Source organism: Halomonas ramblicola (assembly GCF_030409215.1).
Lineage (GTDB): Bacteria > Pseudomonadota > Gammaproteobacteria > Pseudomonadales > Halomonadaceae > Halomonas > Halomonas ramblicola.
Window position 1 is genome coordinate 61,100 of sequence record NZ_JAUFPL010000020.1, and the last position, 15,446, is coordinate 76,545.

Sequence of the window (15,446 nt, forward strand, 5' to 3'; positions counted from 1 at the left end):
CATGCCCCCGACCCTGCTCTGGTTCCGCAGCGACCTGCGCATCCATGACAACAGCGCCCTGGCGGCGGCGGCGCGCCACGGCCCGGTGGTGGGCGTCTACCTGCGCAGCCTGCCCCACTGGCAGCGCCACGGCCACGGCGCCAACCAGCTCGACTTCCGGGCCCGCGGCGTCGCCGCCCTCGGTGAGGCGCTCGCGGGGCTCAATATCCCGCTGCTGCACCGCGATATCGACGACTTCCGCGAGGCCCCGCAGGCGCTGCTGGCCATCGCCCGGGAGACCGGCGCCGCGGCCCTGCACTTCAATCGCGAGTACCCGGTGGACGAGCGGACCCGCGACGCGGCGGTCGCGACCGCCTTCGCCGAGGCGGGCCTGGCGGCGCACGGCCACCACGACGCCGTGGCCTTCGCCCCCGGCGAGTTGCTCACCGGCAAGGGTGACTACTACGGCGTCTTCACGCCCTTCTCGAAGGCCTGGCACCGCCGGCTCACCCCGGAACGGCTGGCCATCCGCGACGCCCCCGCCCCCCAGGCGCCGACAGGGATCGCCGCGGACCCGCTGCCCGAGCTCCCCGCGCTGGAGGACACGCCCCTCGACGGCCGCCTGTGGCCCGCCGGCGAGGCACCCGCCGCCGAACGCCTGGAGCGCTTCCTGCGCTTCCGCGGCCGCCACTACGCCGAGCGGCGCGACTTCCCGGCACTGCGCGCGACCAGCGAGCTCTCCCCCTACCTGGCGCTGGGCATGCTCTCCCATCGCCAGTGCCTGCAGGCGGTTCTCGCCGAGAACGACGGCCGCCTGGTCGAGGGCGACGCCGGGCTGGTCGCCTGGGTGGGCGAGCTGGTGTGGCGGGAGTTCTATCGCCACGTGGCCGTGGGCTTCCCCCGCGTCTGCCGCCACCGCGCCTTCCAGCGCCATACCGAGGCGCTGGCCTGGCGCGACGACGAGGCCGGCTTCGCCGCCTGGTGCGAGGGGCGCACCGGCTACCCCATCGTCGATGCCGCCATGCGTCAGCTCGTGGCCACCGGCTGGATGCACAACCGCCTGCGCATGGTCACCGCCATGTTCCTCAGCAAGCACCTGCTGATCGACTGGCGACGCGGCGAGGCCTTCTTCCTGCGCCACCTGGTGGACGGCGAGTTCTGCGCCAACAACGGCGGCTGGCAGTGGGCCGCCTCCACCGGCACCGATGCCGCGCCCTACTTCCGTATCTTCAACCCCACCACCCAGTCGCGGCGCTTCGACCCCGACGGCGCCTTCCTCGCCGAGTGGCTGCCCGAGCTGGCCGAGCTGCCGGCCAAGGCACGCCACGCCCCGCCCCGCGACTGGCTCGGCGACACCGGCTATCCGCCCCCCATCGTCGACCACAAGGCGGCCAGGACCCGCGCCCTGGCCGCCTTCAAGGCCCTCGCCACCGACTGAACCCGAGGAGCATGATGTGGCCGGCGGGTTGCAGGACGGATGGCGTGCATTCCCCCTGTACGAACAGTAGACTAGGCACAGTCGCCCGGCGGTTCGCCGCCGGCGCACAACAACATTCGACTCTCGGAATGATTCAGTGACCAAGCAACACTCCTTTGACCTCGAAGAACTGCTGGCCTGCTCGCGGGGCGAGCTGTTCGGCCCCGGCAACGCCCAGCTGCCGGCCCCCAACATGCTGATGCTCGACCGCATCACCCGCATCACCGAGGACGGCGGCGAGCACGGCAAGGGCGAGTTGATCGCCGAGCTGGACATCCACCCCGACCTCTGGTTCTTCGGCTGCCACTTTCCCGGCGATCCGGTGATGCCCGGCTGCCTGGGCCTGGACGCCATGTGGCAGCTGGTCGGCTTCTACCTGGGCTGGCTCGGTCACCCGGGGCGTGGCCGCGCCCTGGGCTGCGGCGAGGTGAAGTTCACCGGCCAGATCCTGCCCGACGCCGAGAAGGTCACCTACCGAATCAACATCAAGCGCATCATCACCCGGCGCCTGATCCTGGGCATCGCCGACGGCACCGTCTGTGTCGACGGCCGCGATATCTACCAGGCCAACGACCTGCGCGTCGGCCTGTTCACCTCCACAGCGAACTTCTGATCAGGAGGCTCCCATGCGACGAGTGGTAGTCACCGGCCTGGGCATCGTGTCCTGCCTGGGCAACGACCGACAGCAGGTTCTCGAGGCGCTCAGGGAAGGGCGCTCCGGCATTCGCTTCAAGGAGGAGTACGCCGAATGCGGCTTCCGCAGCCAGGTGGCCGGCACGGTCGACATCGACCTGGACGCCCTGGTGGACCGCAAGCTGCTCCGCTTCATGGGCGACGCCGCGGCCTATGCCTACATCAGCATGGCCCAGGCCATCGAGGACGCGGGCCTCACCCCGGAGCAGGTCTCCAGCGAGCGCACCGGCCTGATCGCCGGCTCCGGCGGCGCCTCCAGCGCCAACCAGGTGGAGGCCGCCGACGTGATGCGCGAGAAGGGCCTGCGCCGCGTGGGCCCCTACCGGGTCACCCGCACCATGGGCAGCACCGTCTCCGCCTGCCTGGCCACCCCGTTCCGGATCAAGGGGGTCAACTACTCGATCTCCTCGGCCTGTGCCACCTCGGCCCACTGCATCGGCAGCGCCATGGAGCAGATCCAGCTCGGCAAGCAGGACGTGGTCTTCGCCGGCGGCGGCGAGGAGGAGCACTGGACCCTGTCCTGCCTGTTCGACGCCATGGGGGCCCTGTCGACCCACTACAACGACGCCCCCGACCAGGCCTCGCGCCCCTATGATCAGGCCCGCGACGGCTTCGTCATCGCCGGCGGCGGCGGCATGCTGGTGCTCGAGGAGCTGGAGCACGCCAAGGCCCGCGGCGCCCGGATCTACGCCGAGGTGGTGGGCTATGGGGCCACCTCCGATGGTTACGACATGGTCGCGCCGTCCGGCGAGGGCGCGGTGCGCTGCATGCGCCAGGCCCTGGCTACCGTGGATGGCGGCATCGACTACATCAACACCCATGGCACCTCCACCCCGGTGGGCGACGTCGCCGAGCTCAAGGCGGTCCGCGAGGTGTTCGGCGACTCCACCCCGGCGATGAGCTCCACCAAGTCGCTGACCGGCCACTCCCTGGGGGCCACCGGCGTGCAGGAGGCGATCTATTCGCTGCTGATGATGGAGAACGACTTCATCGCCGCCTCGGCCAACGTCGAGAACCTCGACGAGCAGGCCGACGGCTTCGACATCGTCACCGCCCGCCGCGATGGCGTGAAAGTGGAGCGGATCCTCACCAACAGCTTCGGCTTCGGTGGCACCAACGCCTGCTTGGTGCTGGAGAAGTACCGGGGCTGAGTCCGCCTCGCCCTGTGACGCGAACGGCGCCCCGCGGGGCGCCGTTCGCGTATGCAGGAGGCCGGGCCCTCAGGCCGGGGCCTTGGTCGCGTTGCTTACCGGTCGCGGCACCTCGGAGATCTCGGCGAGGGTGGCCTCGATCCACGCCTCCGTCTCGACCAGCACCTCCTCCGGCGTCCGTCCGGCGGTGGCGATGGGCTCTCCCACCACCAGGGTGAGCCGCCCGGGATTCTTGACCCAGTGCCGCCCCGGCCAGCGCTCGCCGGCGTTGTGGGCCACCGGCACCACCGGCACCCCGGCACGACAGGCGATCACCGCTCCGCTCTTGTTGTAGCGACGCCGCTGCCCCGGCGCCACCCGGGTCCCCTCGGGGAAGATCAGCACCGAGAGCCCCTCCTCCAGGCGTTGCTTGCCCTGGGTCAGCACCTGCTTCATGGCCCGCGCCGGGCGTGAGCGATCCAGGGCGATGGGGTGCAGCAGGCGCAGCCCCCAGCCAAACAGCGGGATGTTGAGCAGTTCGCGCTTGAGCACCGTGCACACCGGCGGCTTGAGCAGCTGCAGGAAGACGGTCTCCCACTCGCACTGGTGGTTGGCGAGGATCACGCAGGCGCCGTCGGGCAGGCGCTCGCGCCCCCGCCACTCGTAACGCACGCCACAGGTCAGCCGGAACCAGGCGATGATGAAGTGGTTGTAGAGGTTGAGCAGGGTGTAGCGCCGACGCAATGGGAGTAGCGGCGAGACCGGCAGGAAGAGCACGCCGCACACCACCATGGCGGTGAAGTAGCCGGCATAGAAGATCAGGCTGCGCAGGACATTCATGAGCGGGACGCGGCCTCCCCATCGTCGCCGGCCCTCGCGTTGGCCCGGCACCAGGCGTCGAGCATCCGGCCGAGTTCCAGGCGCCAGGGCTTCTGGTGCACGCCGAAGGCCGCCAGCACCCGCCGGCAGTTGAGTACCCGGCGCAGCGGATGGTCATGGTGGTGATGCATCGCCTTGACCGGCCCCAGCTCGAGGGTCTCGCCGCGTCCTTCCAGGCGGGTGGTCAGTTGGGTGCGCACCACCGAGACGAAGGTGAAGGCGCTGACCGGCTCGGTACCGGCCAGGTGATAGCTGCCCCAGGCATCGGCCCCGCACTGGAGCTGCTGCAGCATCCCGATCAGCGCCATGGCCACGGCATCCGCCGAGGTGGGACAGCAGGTTACATCGGCCTCGGCACGCAACTCGCCACCGACCACCAGGGTATCGATCAGCTCGTTGAGCCAGGCATGGCTGCCCTCCAGGGCGAAGAGTGGCCCCAGACGCACGATCAGATGCTGGGGGTGCTCGGCGCGGATACGGTCGCCGGTCACCACCAGGCGACGCAGGCTCTCGTCGCGGGGCCGCGGGATGACGTGCTCATCGATGGCTTCGGCGAAGCCGTCCTCGTAGAGCTGGTCGGAGACGCACCACACCAGTGGCACCCCGGCATCGCGACACGCCTCCATCCAGCCTTCCACCGCCTCGGCATGGGCCGCCACCTCGGCCGGCGCGGCACGGATCGGCCGCGACAACGGCGGGATCACCAGGGCGTCCGGGGCCACCTCATCGAGGCGCTCCGGCGCCAGCGCCAGGCCCTCCTCGATCACCAGCTCGGTATCCGAGCGGCGGTTGGCTTCCCGGGCCAACGCCAGGCTCAGGCAGTGACCCGCATCAAGTATCAACAGCTTCACTCGCGTTCCTCCCTTCGCCCTGGCGGTCCGCCGGCCCCCTAGAACGGGATCTCGTCGTCGAAGTCGTCGAAGCTGCCCGGATCCGGCGCGCCGTAGTTGCCCTGCTGGGGCGGGGTGTTCTGCGGCGGACGGTTCTGTTGCGGCGCCTGGCGCTGGGGCTGGCCACCGCCGAAGTTGCCGCCCTGCTGGGGGGCGTTGCCGTAGCCGCCCTGGGGCTGGCCGCCGCCGAAACCACCACCCTGCTGCGGCGGCATGTTGCCGGCCTGGGGCGCACCGCCCCCCTGGAAGTCACCACCGCTGCGCGAGTCGAGCATCTGCATGTCGTTGACCACGATCTCGGTGGTGTAGCGATCCTGGCCGTCCTGGCCCTGCCACTTGCGGGTCTGCAGGCGACCCTCGACGTAGATGCGCGAGCCCTTCTTGAGATACTGCTGGCCAATCTCGGCGAGCTTGTTGAACATCACCAGGTTGTGCCACTCGGTGCGCTCCTGGCGCTGACCGCTCTGGCGGTCCGTCCAGGTGTCGGTGGTGGCCAGCCGCAGGTTGGCCACCGGGCTGCCGGAGGGCATGAAACGCACCTCGGGGTCCTGCCCCAGGTTGCCGATGAGGATGACCTTGTTGACGCCTCGGGCCATGAGGGACTCCTTGCTGTCGTGAATGCATTGTGCCGCCGGGCGGCCTGCGGAATGGCGCACCGGGCGCCCTGTCACGAACCGCCCTCAGGGGCGGTCCCTTCCAGTATCGATCAGTCTCGCCAGCGCCTCCTGATCGAGGCGCTGGCGGTCCACCTTGAGATAGGCCAGCCGCTCCTCGGGAACGACCAGCACGTCCTCGACCCCGGCCACCCCGGCGAACTTCGCCATCAGGGTTTCCAGGGCATCGTCGCCGTGCTCGCCATCCAGCGCCACCACCTCGCTGGCCAGATGGGGCGGCGGCGACATGCCCGCCATCAGCGCCAACCAGACGAGGCCGAGCAGGGCGGCGCCGAGGAAGACCGCGGCCAGCCCCCACTGCTGGGCGAGGAAACCTCCCAGCATGCCACCCAGGAAGGCACCGAGGAACTGGCTGGTGGAGTAGACCCCCATGGCGGTGCCCTTGGCCCCGGCCGGGGCCAGCTTGCTGAGCATCGAGGGCAACGTCGCCTCGAGCAGGTTGAAGGCGGTGAAGAACACCAGCAGCCAGGCGAGCAGCGGCCAGAGCCCCTCGCCGAGTCCCGCCAGGCCGGCGAGACTCAGGGTGATGGCGGCGATGGCCGACAGGCACATGGCCTTCATGCGCCGACGCTTCTCGGCGATCACCACCAGCGGCACCATGGCCACGAAGGCCAGGGCCATGACCCCCAGGTACGCCAGGCCGTGACGCTCGGCGACGACCCCCGCCTCCAGCAGCCGGAAGGGCACGGCGACGAAGATCGCCATCAGGACCAGATGCAGGGCGAAGATCGACAGGTCCAGGCGCAGCAGGTCGCCGCGGGCCAGGATCGCCCTGAGCTGGGCGCGGTCCAGGCCCACGTCGCGGTGGCGCAGGCGGCGCGGCGCGGGCGGCACCAGCCGCCACAGCACCGGCAGGCCGACGGCGGCCAGCAGCGCGGCGAACCAGAAGACCCCGGCCAGGCCGAACCACGAGGCCAGCAGGGGGCCCAGCACCATGGCCACGGCGAAGGCCACGCCGATGGACAGGCCGATGGTGGCCATGGCCGCGGTGCGTACCTGCTCGCGGGTCTGGTCGGCGAGCAGCGCCATGATGGCGGCGGCTACTGCGCCGCTGCCCTGCAGGCAGCGCCCCAGGATCACCCCGCCGATGGTCTCGGCCTGGGCCGCCACCAGGCTGCCGATCAGGAACAGCAGCAACCCCCCGGCGATCACCGGCTTGCGTCCCAGGCGATCGGAGAGCAACCCGAAGGGGATCTGCAAGGCCGCCTGGGTGAGGCCGTAGATGCCCAGCGCCACCCCCACCAGCAGCGGGGTGGCGCCGGCCAGGTCGTCGGCATGCAGGGCCAGTACCGGCAGCACCATGAACAGGCCCAGCATACGGGTGGCATAGAGCCCCGCGAGCCCGGCGATGGCACGCCGCTCGGTGGCGAGGAGCAGTCCAGAGACCTTGCGCATAGGGAAGACGGTATTCCATGGACGGGTGACGCACACCCTTGAGTGGACCGCCTATTCTAGCGGCTCGCCGCCTCCCAGGGAAAGCCGCCGGGGCGTTCGCGGTTGCCTACGGCGAGGGGCGCCGGGGAAGGCATGGTCATGGCCCTGCCTATCGCGCTTTGCCGGTGCCGGCCGCGGCCCCGTATAATCGACCCTTTGCCGCGCACCGCGAGGTGGGAATGGACAGGATTCTGGTCAGGGGTGCCCGCACCCACAACCTCAGGAACATCGATGTCGAACTGCCCCGCGACAGGCTGATCGTGGTCACCGGGCTGTCCGGCTCGGGCAAGTCGTCGCTGGCCTTCGACACCCTCTACGCCGAGGGCCAGCGCCGCTACGTGGAATCGCTGTCCACCTACGCCCGGCAGTTCCTGTCGATGATGGAGAAGCCCGACGTCGACCACATCGAGGGGCTGTCGCCGGCGATCTCCATCGAGCAGAAGTCCACCTCCCACAACCCCCGCTCCACCGTGGGCACCATCACCGAGATCTACGACTACCTGCGCCTGCTGTTCGCCCGCGCCGGCACCCCGCGCTGCCCCGAGCACGGCGAGGACCTGGAGGCCCAGACGGTCTCGCAGATGGTCGACCAGGTGCTGGCCCTGCCCGAGGGCAGCAAGCTGATGCTGCTAGCCCCGGTGGTCAAGGGACGCAAGGGCGAGCACCTGCAGCTGCTCGCCGAGCTGCGCGCCCAGGGCTTCGTGCGCGCACGGATCGACGGCCAGGTCCTGGAGCTCGATGACCTCGCGCCGCTGGACAAGAACAAGAAGCACGACATCAGCGTGGTGGTGGACCGCATCAAGGTGCGCGACGGCCTGCAGCAGCGCCTGGCGGAGTCCTTCGAGACGGCGCTGGGCCTCTCCGACGGCGTGGCCACGGTGCACTTCATGGATGGCGAGCGGGAGGACATCGCCTTCTCGGCGCGCTTCGCCTGCCCGGTGTGCGGTTACTCGATTGCCGAGCTCGAGCCGCGCATGTTCTCCTTCAATAACCCGGCCGGTGCCTGCCCCGGCTGCGACGGCCTGGGCGTACAGCAGTACTTCGATCCCGACAAGCTGATCAGCCACCCCGAGCTGTCGCTCGCCGAGGGGGTGATCAAGGGCTGGGACCGGCGCAGCGTCTTCTACTTCAACCAGCTCAAGGCGGTGGCCGACCACTACCGCTTCGCGCTGGAGACCCCCTGGCAGGCGCTGGCCCGCCACGAGAAGGAGGTCATCCTGCACGGCAGCGGCCACGACGACATCGCCTTCCACTACGTCAACGACCGCGGCCGCAAGGTGACCCGCGAACACCCCTTCGAGGGCGTGCTGCCCAACCTGCAGCGCCGCTACCGCGAGACCGAATCAAGCATGGTGCGCGAGGAACTGGCCCGCTATATCGCCACCCAGGCCTGCCCGACCTGCAACGGCAGTCGCCTGCGCAAGGAGTCGCGCCACGTCTACATCGACGAGCGCACCCTCCCCGAGATGGTCCACCTGCCCATCGGCGAGGCCCGGGAATACTTCAAGGCGCTGGAGCTGCCGGGCCGCCGCGGCGAGATCGCCGTGAAGATCATCAACGAGATCCACGCCCGACTGGAGTTCCTGGTCAACGTGGGGCTCGACTACCTCAACCTGGAGCGCAGTGCCGACACCCTCTCCGGCGGCGAGGCCCAGCGCATCCGCCTGGCCAGCCAGATCGGCGCCGGCCTGGTGGGCGTCATGTACATCCTCGACGAACCCTCCATCGGCCTGCATCAGCGTGACAACGACCGCCTGCTCAAGACCCTGGAGCGCCTGCGCGACCTGGGCAACACCGTGATCGTGGTCGAGCATGACGAGGAGGCCATCCGCGCCGCCGACCATGTGCTGGACATCGGCCCCGGCGCCGGGGTCCACGGCGGTCGCATCGTCGCCCAGGGCACCCCCGCCGACGTCACCGCCAATCCTGACTCGCTGACCGGCCAGTACCTGGCCGGTAGCCGACGCATCGAGGTACCGCCCTGGCGCATCCCCGGCAACCCGGAGAAGGTGGTGCGCCTCACCGGCGCCCGGGGCAACAACCTGCAGGACGTGACGCTGGCGCTGCCGCTGGGGCTCTTCGTCTGCGTCACCGGCGTCTCCGGCTCGGGCAAGTCGACGCTGATCAACTCGACGCTGATGCCCATCGCCGCCCGCGAGCTCAACCACGCCACCAGCCTGAGCCCGGCCCCCTTCGCGCACATCGAGGGTCTCGACCACCTGGACAAGGTGATCGACATCGACCAGAGCCCCATCGGCCGCACGCCGCGCTCCAACCCCGCCACCTACACCGGCATCTTCACGCCGATCCGCGAGCTCTTCGCCGGTACCCAGGAGGCCCGTTCGCGCGGCTACAAGCCGGGTCGCTTCAGCTTCAACGTCAAGGGCGGGCGCTGCGAGGCGTGCCAGGGCGAGGGCATGATCAAGGTCGAGATGCACTTCCTGCCCGACATCTACGTGCCCTGCGATGTCTGCAAGGGCAAGCGCTACAACCGCGAGACCCTGGAGATCCAGTACAAGGGCAAGACCATCGACGAGGTGCTGGCGATGACCGTGGAGGAGGCGCTGGCGTTCTTCTCGCCGGTGCCGGCCATTGCCCGGCGCCTGCAGACCCTGCTCGACGTGGGGCTCTCCTACATCCGCCTGGGCCAGAGTGCTACCACCCTGTCCGGCGGCGAGGCCCAGCGGGTCAAGCTGGCCCGCGAGCTGGCCAAGCGCGACACCGGCCGCACCCTCTACATCCTCGACGAGCCCACCACCGGCCTGCATTTCGAGGACATCCGCCAGCTGCTCACCGTGCTGCATCGCCTGCGCGACCACGGCAACACCATCGTGGTGATCGAGCACAACCTGGACGTGATCAAGACCGCCGATTGGCTCATCGACCTGGGCCCCGAGGGCGGCTCCGGCGGCGGGCGCATCATCGCCGAGGGCACCCCGGAGCAGGTGGCGAAAATGGAGGCCTCGCATACCGGGCGCTTCCTCAAGCCGCTGCTGGAGAGGCAAGCGACGGGCCGCGAGCCACGGGCCACGAGCGCGGCGGAGACCTGAGCGAAGCTGGAAGGCAGCATCTTGCCACCAGAAGCTGGTATCAAGGGTTTTTCTTCAACCTTCAAGCTTAAGCCCGCGAAGCGGGCGTTCTTCCAGCTCCGGGCGCAGCCCGGCCCTTCCAGGCGCGCAGCGCCGGTCTTCCTTCTAGCCTTTCGATACAAAAAAACCGGCCCCGATAAGGGCCGGTTTTTCTTTCAGCACTACCGGGCCGGGGCCCGCCAGGATCACTCCTCGGCGGCTTCCTCGGCCTCCTCGACGATCGGACGATCGACGAGCTCGACGAAGGCCATGGGGGCGTTGTCGCCGGTGCGGAAACCGCACTTGAGGATACGGACGTAACCGCCCGGACGCTCGGCGTAACGCGGACCCAGCTCGTTGAAGAGCTTGCCGACCGCTTCCTTGGAGCGGGTGCGGCTGAAGGCCAGACGACGATTGGCGACGCTGTCCTGCTTGGCCAGGGTGATCAGCGGCTCGATGACGCGACGCAGCTCCTTGGCCTTGGGCAGGGTAGTCTTGATGACTTCGTGCTCGATCAGCGACACGCTCATGTTCTTGAACATGGCCTGACGATGCGAGCTCGTACGATTGAGGTGACGACCACTCTTACGATGACGCATGGTTGTGATTCCTTACCAAACTGGGACTCGAGTCGGCGCTCACGCTGAGGCCTTGTCGTCCTTCAGGCTTGCCGGCGGCCAGTTCTCCAGCCGCATGCCGAGGGAGAGACCGCGCGCTGCCAGGACGTCCTTGATCTCGTTCAGGGACTTCTTGCCGAGGTTCGGGGTCTTGAGCAGCTCCACCTCGGTGCGCTGGATCAGGTCCCCGATGTAGTAGATGTTCTCGGCCTTGAGGCAGTTGGCGCTGCGAACGGTCAACTCGAGATCGTCTACGGGGCGCAGCAGGATCGGATCGATGTGATCCTCTTCCTCCTCCACTTCCTGTTCCTTGTCGGCCTCCAGGTCGACGAACGCGGCCAGCTGCTCCTGCAGGATGGTCGCGCTACGCCGGATCGCCTCTTCCGGATCCAGGGTGCCGTCGGTTTCCAGGTCGATGATCAGCTTGTCGAGGTCGGTACGCTGTTCGACACGCGCGGCCTCGACGGAGTAGGAAACCCGACGCACGGGGCTGAAGGTCGCATCCAGCTGCAGGCGACCGATGGCACGGGATTCGTCATCGGCACCGACACGAGTATCTGCCGGCTCATAGCCGCGGCCGCGCGCCACCTTGAGCTGCATCTTCAGCTCGGCGCCCTCGTTGACGTGGGCGATGACGTGATCGGGGTTGACGATCTCGACGTCATGGTCGAGGGCGATATCACCCGCGGTCACGACGGCCGGGCCCTGCTTGTTCAGCGAGAGCACCGCCTCGTCGCGGCTGTGCATCTTGATCGCCACGTCCTTGAGGTTCAGGAGGATCTCGATGACATCTTCCTGGACGCCCTCGATCGCGCTGTACTCGTGATCGACGCCGCCGATCTCGGCCTCCACCACGGCGCAGCCGGGCATGGACGAGAGCAGGATACGCCGCAGTGCATTGCCCAGGGTGTGGCCGAAGCCACGCTCGAAGGGCTCGAGCACGATCTTCGCGTGATGTGCGCTGATCTCTTCGACCTTGATGTCGCGCGGGCGAAGAAACTCTGTCACTGAACGCTGCATATGAACACCTTTCAGGCTGCCAAACGGATACTCGATACTCTGGGTCGGCCCCCGTCACCGGGAGCCGACACGGCGCTTGGCACCGCTTACTTCGAGTAGAGCTCGACGATCAGGTTTTCGTTGATGTCGGCAGTCAGGTCACCGCGTTCAGGCAGAGCCTTGAGAGTGCCTTCCATCTTCTTGGCATCGACCTCGACCCAGGTCACGTCGCCGCGATTGGCGGCGATCGCCAGGGCGCTCTGGATGCGCGCCTGGTTCTTGGCCTTCTCGCGCACGGCGACGACGTCACCGGGCTTGACCTGGTAGGAGGCCACGTTGACGGTCTTGCCGTTCACGGCGATGGCCTTGTGGCTGACCAGCTGGCGCGCCTCGGCGCGAGTGGAGCCGAAACCCATGCGGTAGACGACATTGTCCAGTCGGGATTCGAGAAGCTGCAGCAACAGCTCACCGGTCGCGCCCTTCAGGCGGGCCGCTTCCTTGTAGTAGTTGCGGAACTGCTTCTCGAGCACGCCGTACATGCGGCGTACCTTCTGCTTCTCGCGAAGCTGCGAGCCGTATTCGGAAAGACGCTGACGGCGCTGGCCGTGCACACCCGGGATCTGCTCGGATTTGCACTTCTTCTCGAAGGGAGTGACACCGCTCTTCAGGAAGAGGTCGGTGCCTTCACGACGAGACAGCTTGCACTTCGGTCCAATGTAACGAGCCATGAATCTGTCTCCTTAAACGCGGCGTTTCTTCGGCGGACGGCAGCCATTGTGGGGAATGGGCGTCGCGTCGGTGATGCTCTGCACGCGGAAGCCGGCGGCATTGAGCGCACGCACGGCGGATTCACGGCCAGGACCGGGGCCCTTGACCAGCACGTCGACGTTTTTCACACCATACTCGGCTGCAGCGGTCGCTGCACGCTCGCTTGCCACTTGAGCAGCGAACGGGGTGCTCTTGCGAGAACCACGAAAACCCGAACCACCGGCAGTCGCCCAGGAGAGGGCGTTGCCCTGGCGGTCTGTGATCGTAATGATCGTGTTGTTAAAAGAGGCGTGGATATGCGCGATGGCATCCACTACCTGCTTTTTAACCTTCTTGCGATTGCTACGCGGGTTAGCCATGTTGATGTCTATTCCTGTCTTGACGCCACAACGTGCGTGTTATTTGCGGATCGGCTTGCGCGGGCCCTTGCGGGTACGCGCATTAGTCTTGGTACGCTGACCACGCAGCGGAAGACTGCGACGATGACGCAGACCACGGTAGCAACCCAGGTCCATGAGACGCTTGATGTTCAGCGTCACATCACGACGAAGGTCACCCTCAACGGTATACTTGCCGACTTCACTACGCAGGGTGTCGATCTCTTCGGATGACAGTTCCTGGATCTTGGTGGTCGGCGCGATGCCGGACGCGGCACAGATCTCCTGTGCACGAGTACGGCCAATCCCGAAGATATAGGTCAGCGAGATCGCCGCATGCTTGTTGTCCGGGATATTGACGCCTGCAATACGGGCCATCAGCTTACTCCGAAATTCGAGCGGCTTGCTCGTTGGGTCGACTACAAAAGGCGCAACAGCATACCCCTTTGCCCTGAAAAGGGCAAGGGGCATGCCGGCACCCGGTTCAGCACAGCGTCAGGATCAGCCCTGGCGCTGCTTGTGCCGCGGCTCCGTGCAGATGACGCGCACGGCGCCATTGCGGCGGATGATCTTGCAGTTGCGGCACATTTTCTTCACGGAAGCTCGAACTTTCATCGTTCCATCTCCAAAGTTGGCTCGCGCCGCGAGCCGACACTTCGGCTCGCGGCGCGCCAAATCGCCAGCGGCGCGCCTCAGCGCATGATGCCGCCGCTACCGTAGCCTTTCAGGTTGGACTTCTTCATCACCGACTCGTACTGGTGCGACATGAGGTGCGACTGCACCTGGGCCATGAAGTCCATGATGACCACCACCACGATCAGCAGCGAGGTACCGCCGAAGAAGAACGGCACGTTCCAGGCCACGATCAGGAACTGGGGCATCAGGGAAACCGCAGTGATGTACAAGGCGCCGAACAGGGTCAGACGGGTCATGACCTTGTCGACGTAGCGAGCGGTCTGCTCACCCGGACGAATCCCCGGCAGGAAGGCCCCCGACTTCTTGAGGTTGTCGGCGACGTCCTTGGGGTTGAAGACCAGCGCTGTGTAAAAGAAGCAGAAGAATACCACCGCCGCGGCGAAAAGCAAGATGTACAGCGGCTGCCCCGGCCCCAGGGCCTGGGACGCCCGCTGCAGCCACTCCATGCCATCCCCGGCCCCGACCCACTGGCCCAGCGAGGCCGGGAACAGCAGGATGCTGGAGGCGAAGATCGCCGGGATCACGCCCGCCATGTTCACCTTGAGCGGCAGGTAGCTGCTCTGACCGGCGTACATCTTGTTGCCGACCTGGCGCCGCGGGTAGTTCACCGTGATACGACGCTGGCCGCGCTCGATGAACACCACGAAGGCCACGGTGGCAATGCCCAGCACGGACAACGCCAGCAGCGGCAGCACGTTCCAGGCGCCCTCGTTGCGGGCCAGCTCGAAGGCCTGGCCCACGGCGCCGGGCAGGCCGGCGACGATCCCCGCGAAGATCAGCAGCGAGATGCCGTTGCCGATGCCCTTCTCGGTGATCTGCTCGCCCAGCCACATCAGGAACACCGCCCCGGTCACGAAGGTGACGATGGCGGTGAAGAAGAAGCTGAAGTCGGCCGTGTAGGCGATGCCCTGACTGGCCAGGCCCACGGACATGCCGGTGGCCTGCACGAGGGCCAGCAGCACGGTGCCGTAGCGCGTGTACTGGCTGATCTTGCGACGGCCGGCCTCGCCCTCCTTCTTCAACTGCTCGAGGTGGGGCGAGACCGCGGTCAGCAGCTGCATGATGATCGACGCCGAGATGTAGGGCATGATGCCCAGCGCCATGATGCTCATGCGCTCCAGGGCGCCACCCGAGAACATGTTGAACATGCCCAGGATGGTGCCCTGCTGCTCCCTGAACAAGGCAGCTAGCTGGTCAGGATTCATACCGGGCACGGGGATGTGGGCACCGATGCGGTACACCACGATGGCGAGGAGCACGAAGCGCAGGCGCGCCCACAGTTCACTCAGACCGCTGCCCATCGCCGGCATCTTTCCTGACTTGGCCATTTAGTCCTCTACCTTGCCACCGGCGGCCTCGATCGCGGCACGGGCACCCTTGGTGACCTTGAGACCGCGGACCGTGACCGCCTTGTTCAGTTCGCCGGAAAGGATCACCTTGGCATGCTCGGTGGCGTCCTTCAGCACGTTGGCCTGCTTCAGGGTCTCCAGGGTGACCTCGTCACCGGCAACCTTGGCCAGCTCGGCCAGGCGCACTTCCTGGGAGACCAGCGACTTCGCGGAGGTGAAGCCGAACTTGGGCAGGCGCCGCTGCAGCGGCATCTGGCCGCCCTCGAAGCCGGGCTTGACGCTGCCGCCGCTGCGCGACTTGAGGCCCTTGTGGCCACGGCCGCCGGTCTTGCCCAGGCCGGAGCCGATGCCACGACCGACGCGCTTCTCGGCGTGCTTGGAGCCCGGTGCCGGGCTCAGGCTATTGAGTTTCATGG

General features: G+C 67.5%; 16 protein-coding genes. 4 read left to right on the forward strand and 12 right to left on the reverse strand.

Features of this window, described 5'->3' with window-relative positions; translation table 11 throughout:
• Position 1 precedes the first annotated feature (1 nt).
• The 3 genes from phrB to fabB all read left to right on the forward strand — a co-directional run bounded on the left by phrB (position 2) and on the right by fabB (position 3,300).
• A complete protein-coding gene (phrB, locus tag QWY80_RS08500; RefSeq protein WP_290230360.1) occupies positions 2 to 1,417 on the forward strand; it encodes a deoxyribodipyrimidine photo-lyase in 1,416 nt (471 codons plus the stop codon).
• Positions 1,418 to 1,553: 136 nt separating this feature from the next.
• Positions 1,554 to 2,069, forward strand: coding sequence for a 3-hydroxyacyl-[acyl-carrier-protein] dehydratase FabA (gene fabA, locus QWY80_RS08505; RefSeq protein WP_290230361.1), 516 nt, complete (start codon positions 1,554 to 1,556; stop codon positions 2,067 to 2,069).
• A 13-nt stretch (positions 2,070 to 2,082) separates the two neighbouring features.
• Entirely contained in the window at positions 2,083 to 3,300 is a 1,218-nt protein-coding gene (gene fabB, locus QWY80_RS08510; RefSeq protein WP_290230362.1) for a beta-ketoacyl-ACP synthase I, read from the forward strand.
• Positions 3,301 to 3,369: 69 nt separating this feature from the next.
• On the opposite strand, the gene QWY80_RS08515 is transcribed toward fabB, so the two are convergent.
• The 4 genes from QWY80_RS08515 to QWY80_RS08530 form a co-directional block, all read right to left on the reverse strand.
• Positions 3,370 to 4,119 (reverse strand): lysophospholipid acyltransferase family protein, encoded by a 750-nt coding sequence (locus QWY80_RS08515; RefSeq protein WP_290230363.1) that lies wholly within the window; start codon positions 4,117 to 4,119, stop codon positions 3,370 to 3,372.
• Positions 4,116 to 5,009, reverse strand: a complete 894-nt coding sequence (locus tag QWY80_RS08520) for a sugar nucleotide-binding protein (protein ID WP_290230364.1) — start codon at positions 5,007 to 5,009, stop codon at positions 4,116 to 4,118. Before QWY80_RS08520 ends, QWY80_RS08515 begins: the two co-directional genes overlap by 4 nt.
• Positions 5,010 to 5,047: 38 nt before the next feature.
• A complete protein-coding gene (gene ssb / locus QWY80_RS08525) occupies positions 5,048 to 5,644 on the reverse strand; it encodes a single-stranded DNA-binding protein (RefSeq protein ID WP_290230365.1) in 597 nt (198 codons plus the stop codon).
• Between the two features lie 84 nt (positions 5,645 to 5,728).
• Positions 5,729 to 7,117, reverse strand: coding sequence for an MFS transporter (locus QWY80_RS08530; protein WP_290230366.1), 1,389 nt, complete (start codon positions 7,115 to 7,117; stop codon positions 5,729 to 5,731).
• 218 nt (positions 7,118 to 7,335) lie between these two features.
• Between QWY80_RS08530 and uvrA the strand changes: the two genes are divergently transcribed.
• Complete coding sequence (gene uvrA, locus QWY80_RS08535; protein ID WP_290230367.1) at positions 7,336 to 10,206, forward strand: excinuclease ABC subunit UvrA; 2,871 nt, start codon at positions 7,336 to 7,338, stop codon at positions 10,204 to 10,206.
• Between the two features lie 224 nt (positions 10,207 to 10,430).
• On the opposite strand, the gene rplQ is transcribed toward uvrA, so the two are convergent.
• From rplQ to rplO, 8 genes are all read right to left on the reverse strand, one after another.
• A complete protein-coding gene (rplQ, locus tag QWY80_RS08540; protein WP_290230368.1) occupies positions 10,431 to 10,823 on the reverse strand; it encodes a 50S ribosomal protein L17 in 393 nt (130 codons plus the stop codon).
• Positions 10,824 to 10,862: 39 nt separating this feature from the next.
• Positions 10,863 to 11,861 carry a DNA-directed RNA polymerase subunit alpha gene (locus QWY80_RS08545; protein ID WP_290230369.1) on the reverse strand — a complete coding sequence of 333 codons (999 nt, stop codon included), beginning with the start codon at positions 11,859 to 11,861 and terminating at the stop codon, positions 10,863 to 10,865.
• An 86-nt stretch (positions 11,862 to 11,947) separates the two neighbouring features.
• Complete coding sequence (gene rpsD / locus QWY80_RS08550; protein ID WP_290230370.1) at positions 11,948 to 12,568, reverse strand: 30S ribosomal protein S4; 621 nt, start codon at positions 12,566 to 12,568, stop codon at positions 11,948 to 11,950.
• Between the two features lie 12 nt (positions 12,569 to 12,580).
• Positions 12,581 to 12,967, reverse strand: coding sequence for a 30S ribosomal protein S11 (gene rpsK, locus QWY80_RS08555; RefSeq protein WP_040183105.1), 387 nt, complete (start codon positions 12,965 to 12,967; stop codon positions 12,581 to 12,583).
• A gap of 39 nt (positions 12,968 to 13,006) precedes the next feature.
• Positions 13,007 to 13,363: a 30S ribosomal protein S13 gene (gene rpsM / locus QWY80_RS08560; RefSeq protein ID WP_290230372.1), complete on the reverse strand. Its 357-nt coding sequence runs from the start codon at positions 13,361 to 13,363 to the stop codon at positions 13,007 to 13,009.
• 123 nt (positions 13,364 to 13,486) lie between these two features.
• Entirely contained in the window at positions 13,487 to 13,600 is a 114-nt protein-coding gene (rpmJ, locus tag QWY80_RS08565; RefSeq protein ID WP_031384759.1) for a 50S ribosomal protein L36, read from the reverse strand.
• A gap of 77 nt (positions 13,601 to 13,677) precedes the next feature.
• Positions 13,678 to 15,009, reverse strand: a complete 1,332-nt coding sequence (gene secY / locus QWY80_RS08570) for a preprotein translocase subunit SecY (RefSeq protein ID WP_290230375.1) — start codon at positions 15,007 to 15,009, stop codon at positions 13,678 to 13,680.
• The gene (gene rplO / locus QWY80_RS08575) at positions 15,010 to 15,444 is read right to left on the reverse strand and encodes a 50S ribosomal protein L15 (protein ID WP_290230376.1); all 435 of its coding nucleotides are present in this window, start codon (positions 15,442 to 15,444) and stop codon (positions 15,010 to 15,012) included.
• Positions 15,445 to 15,446 lie beyond the last annotated feature (2 nt).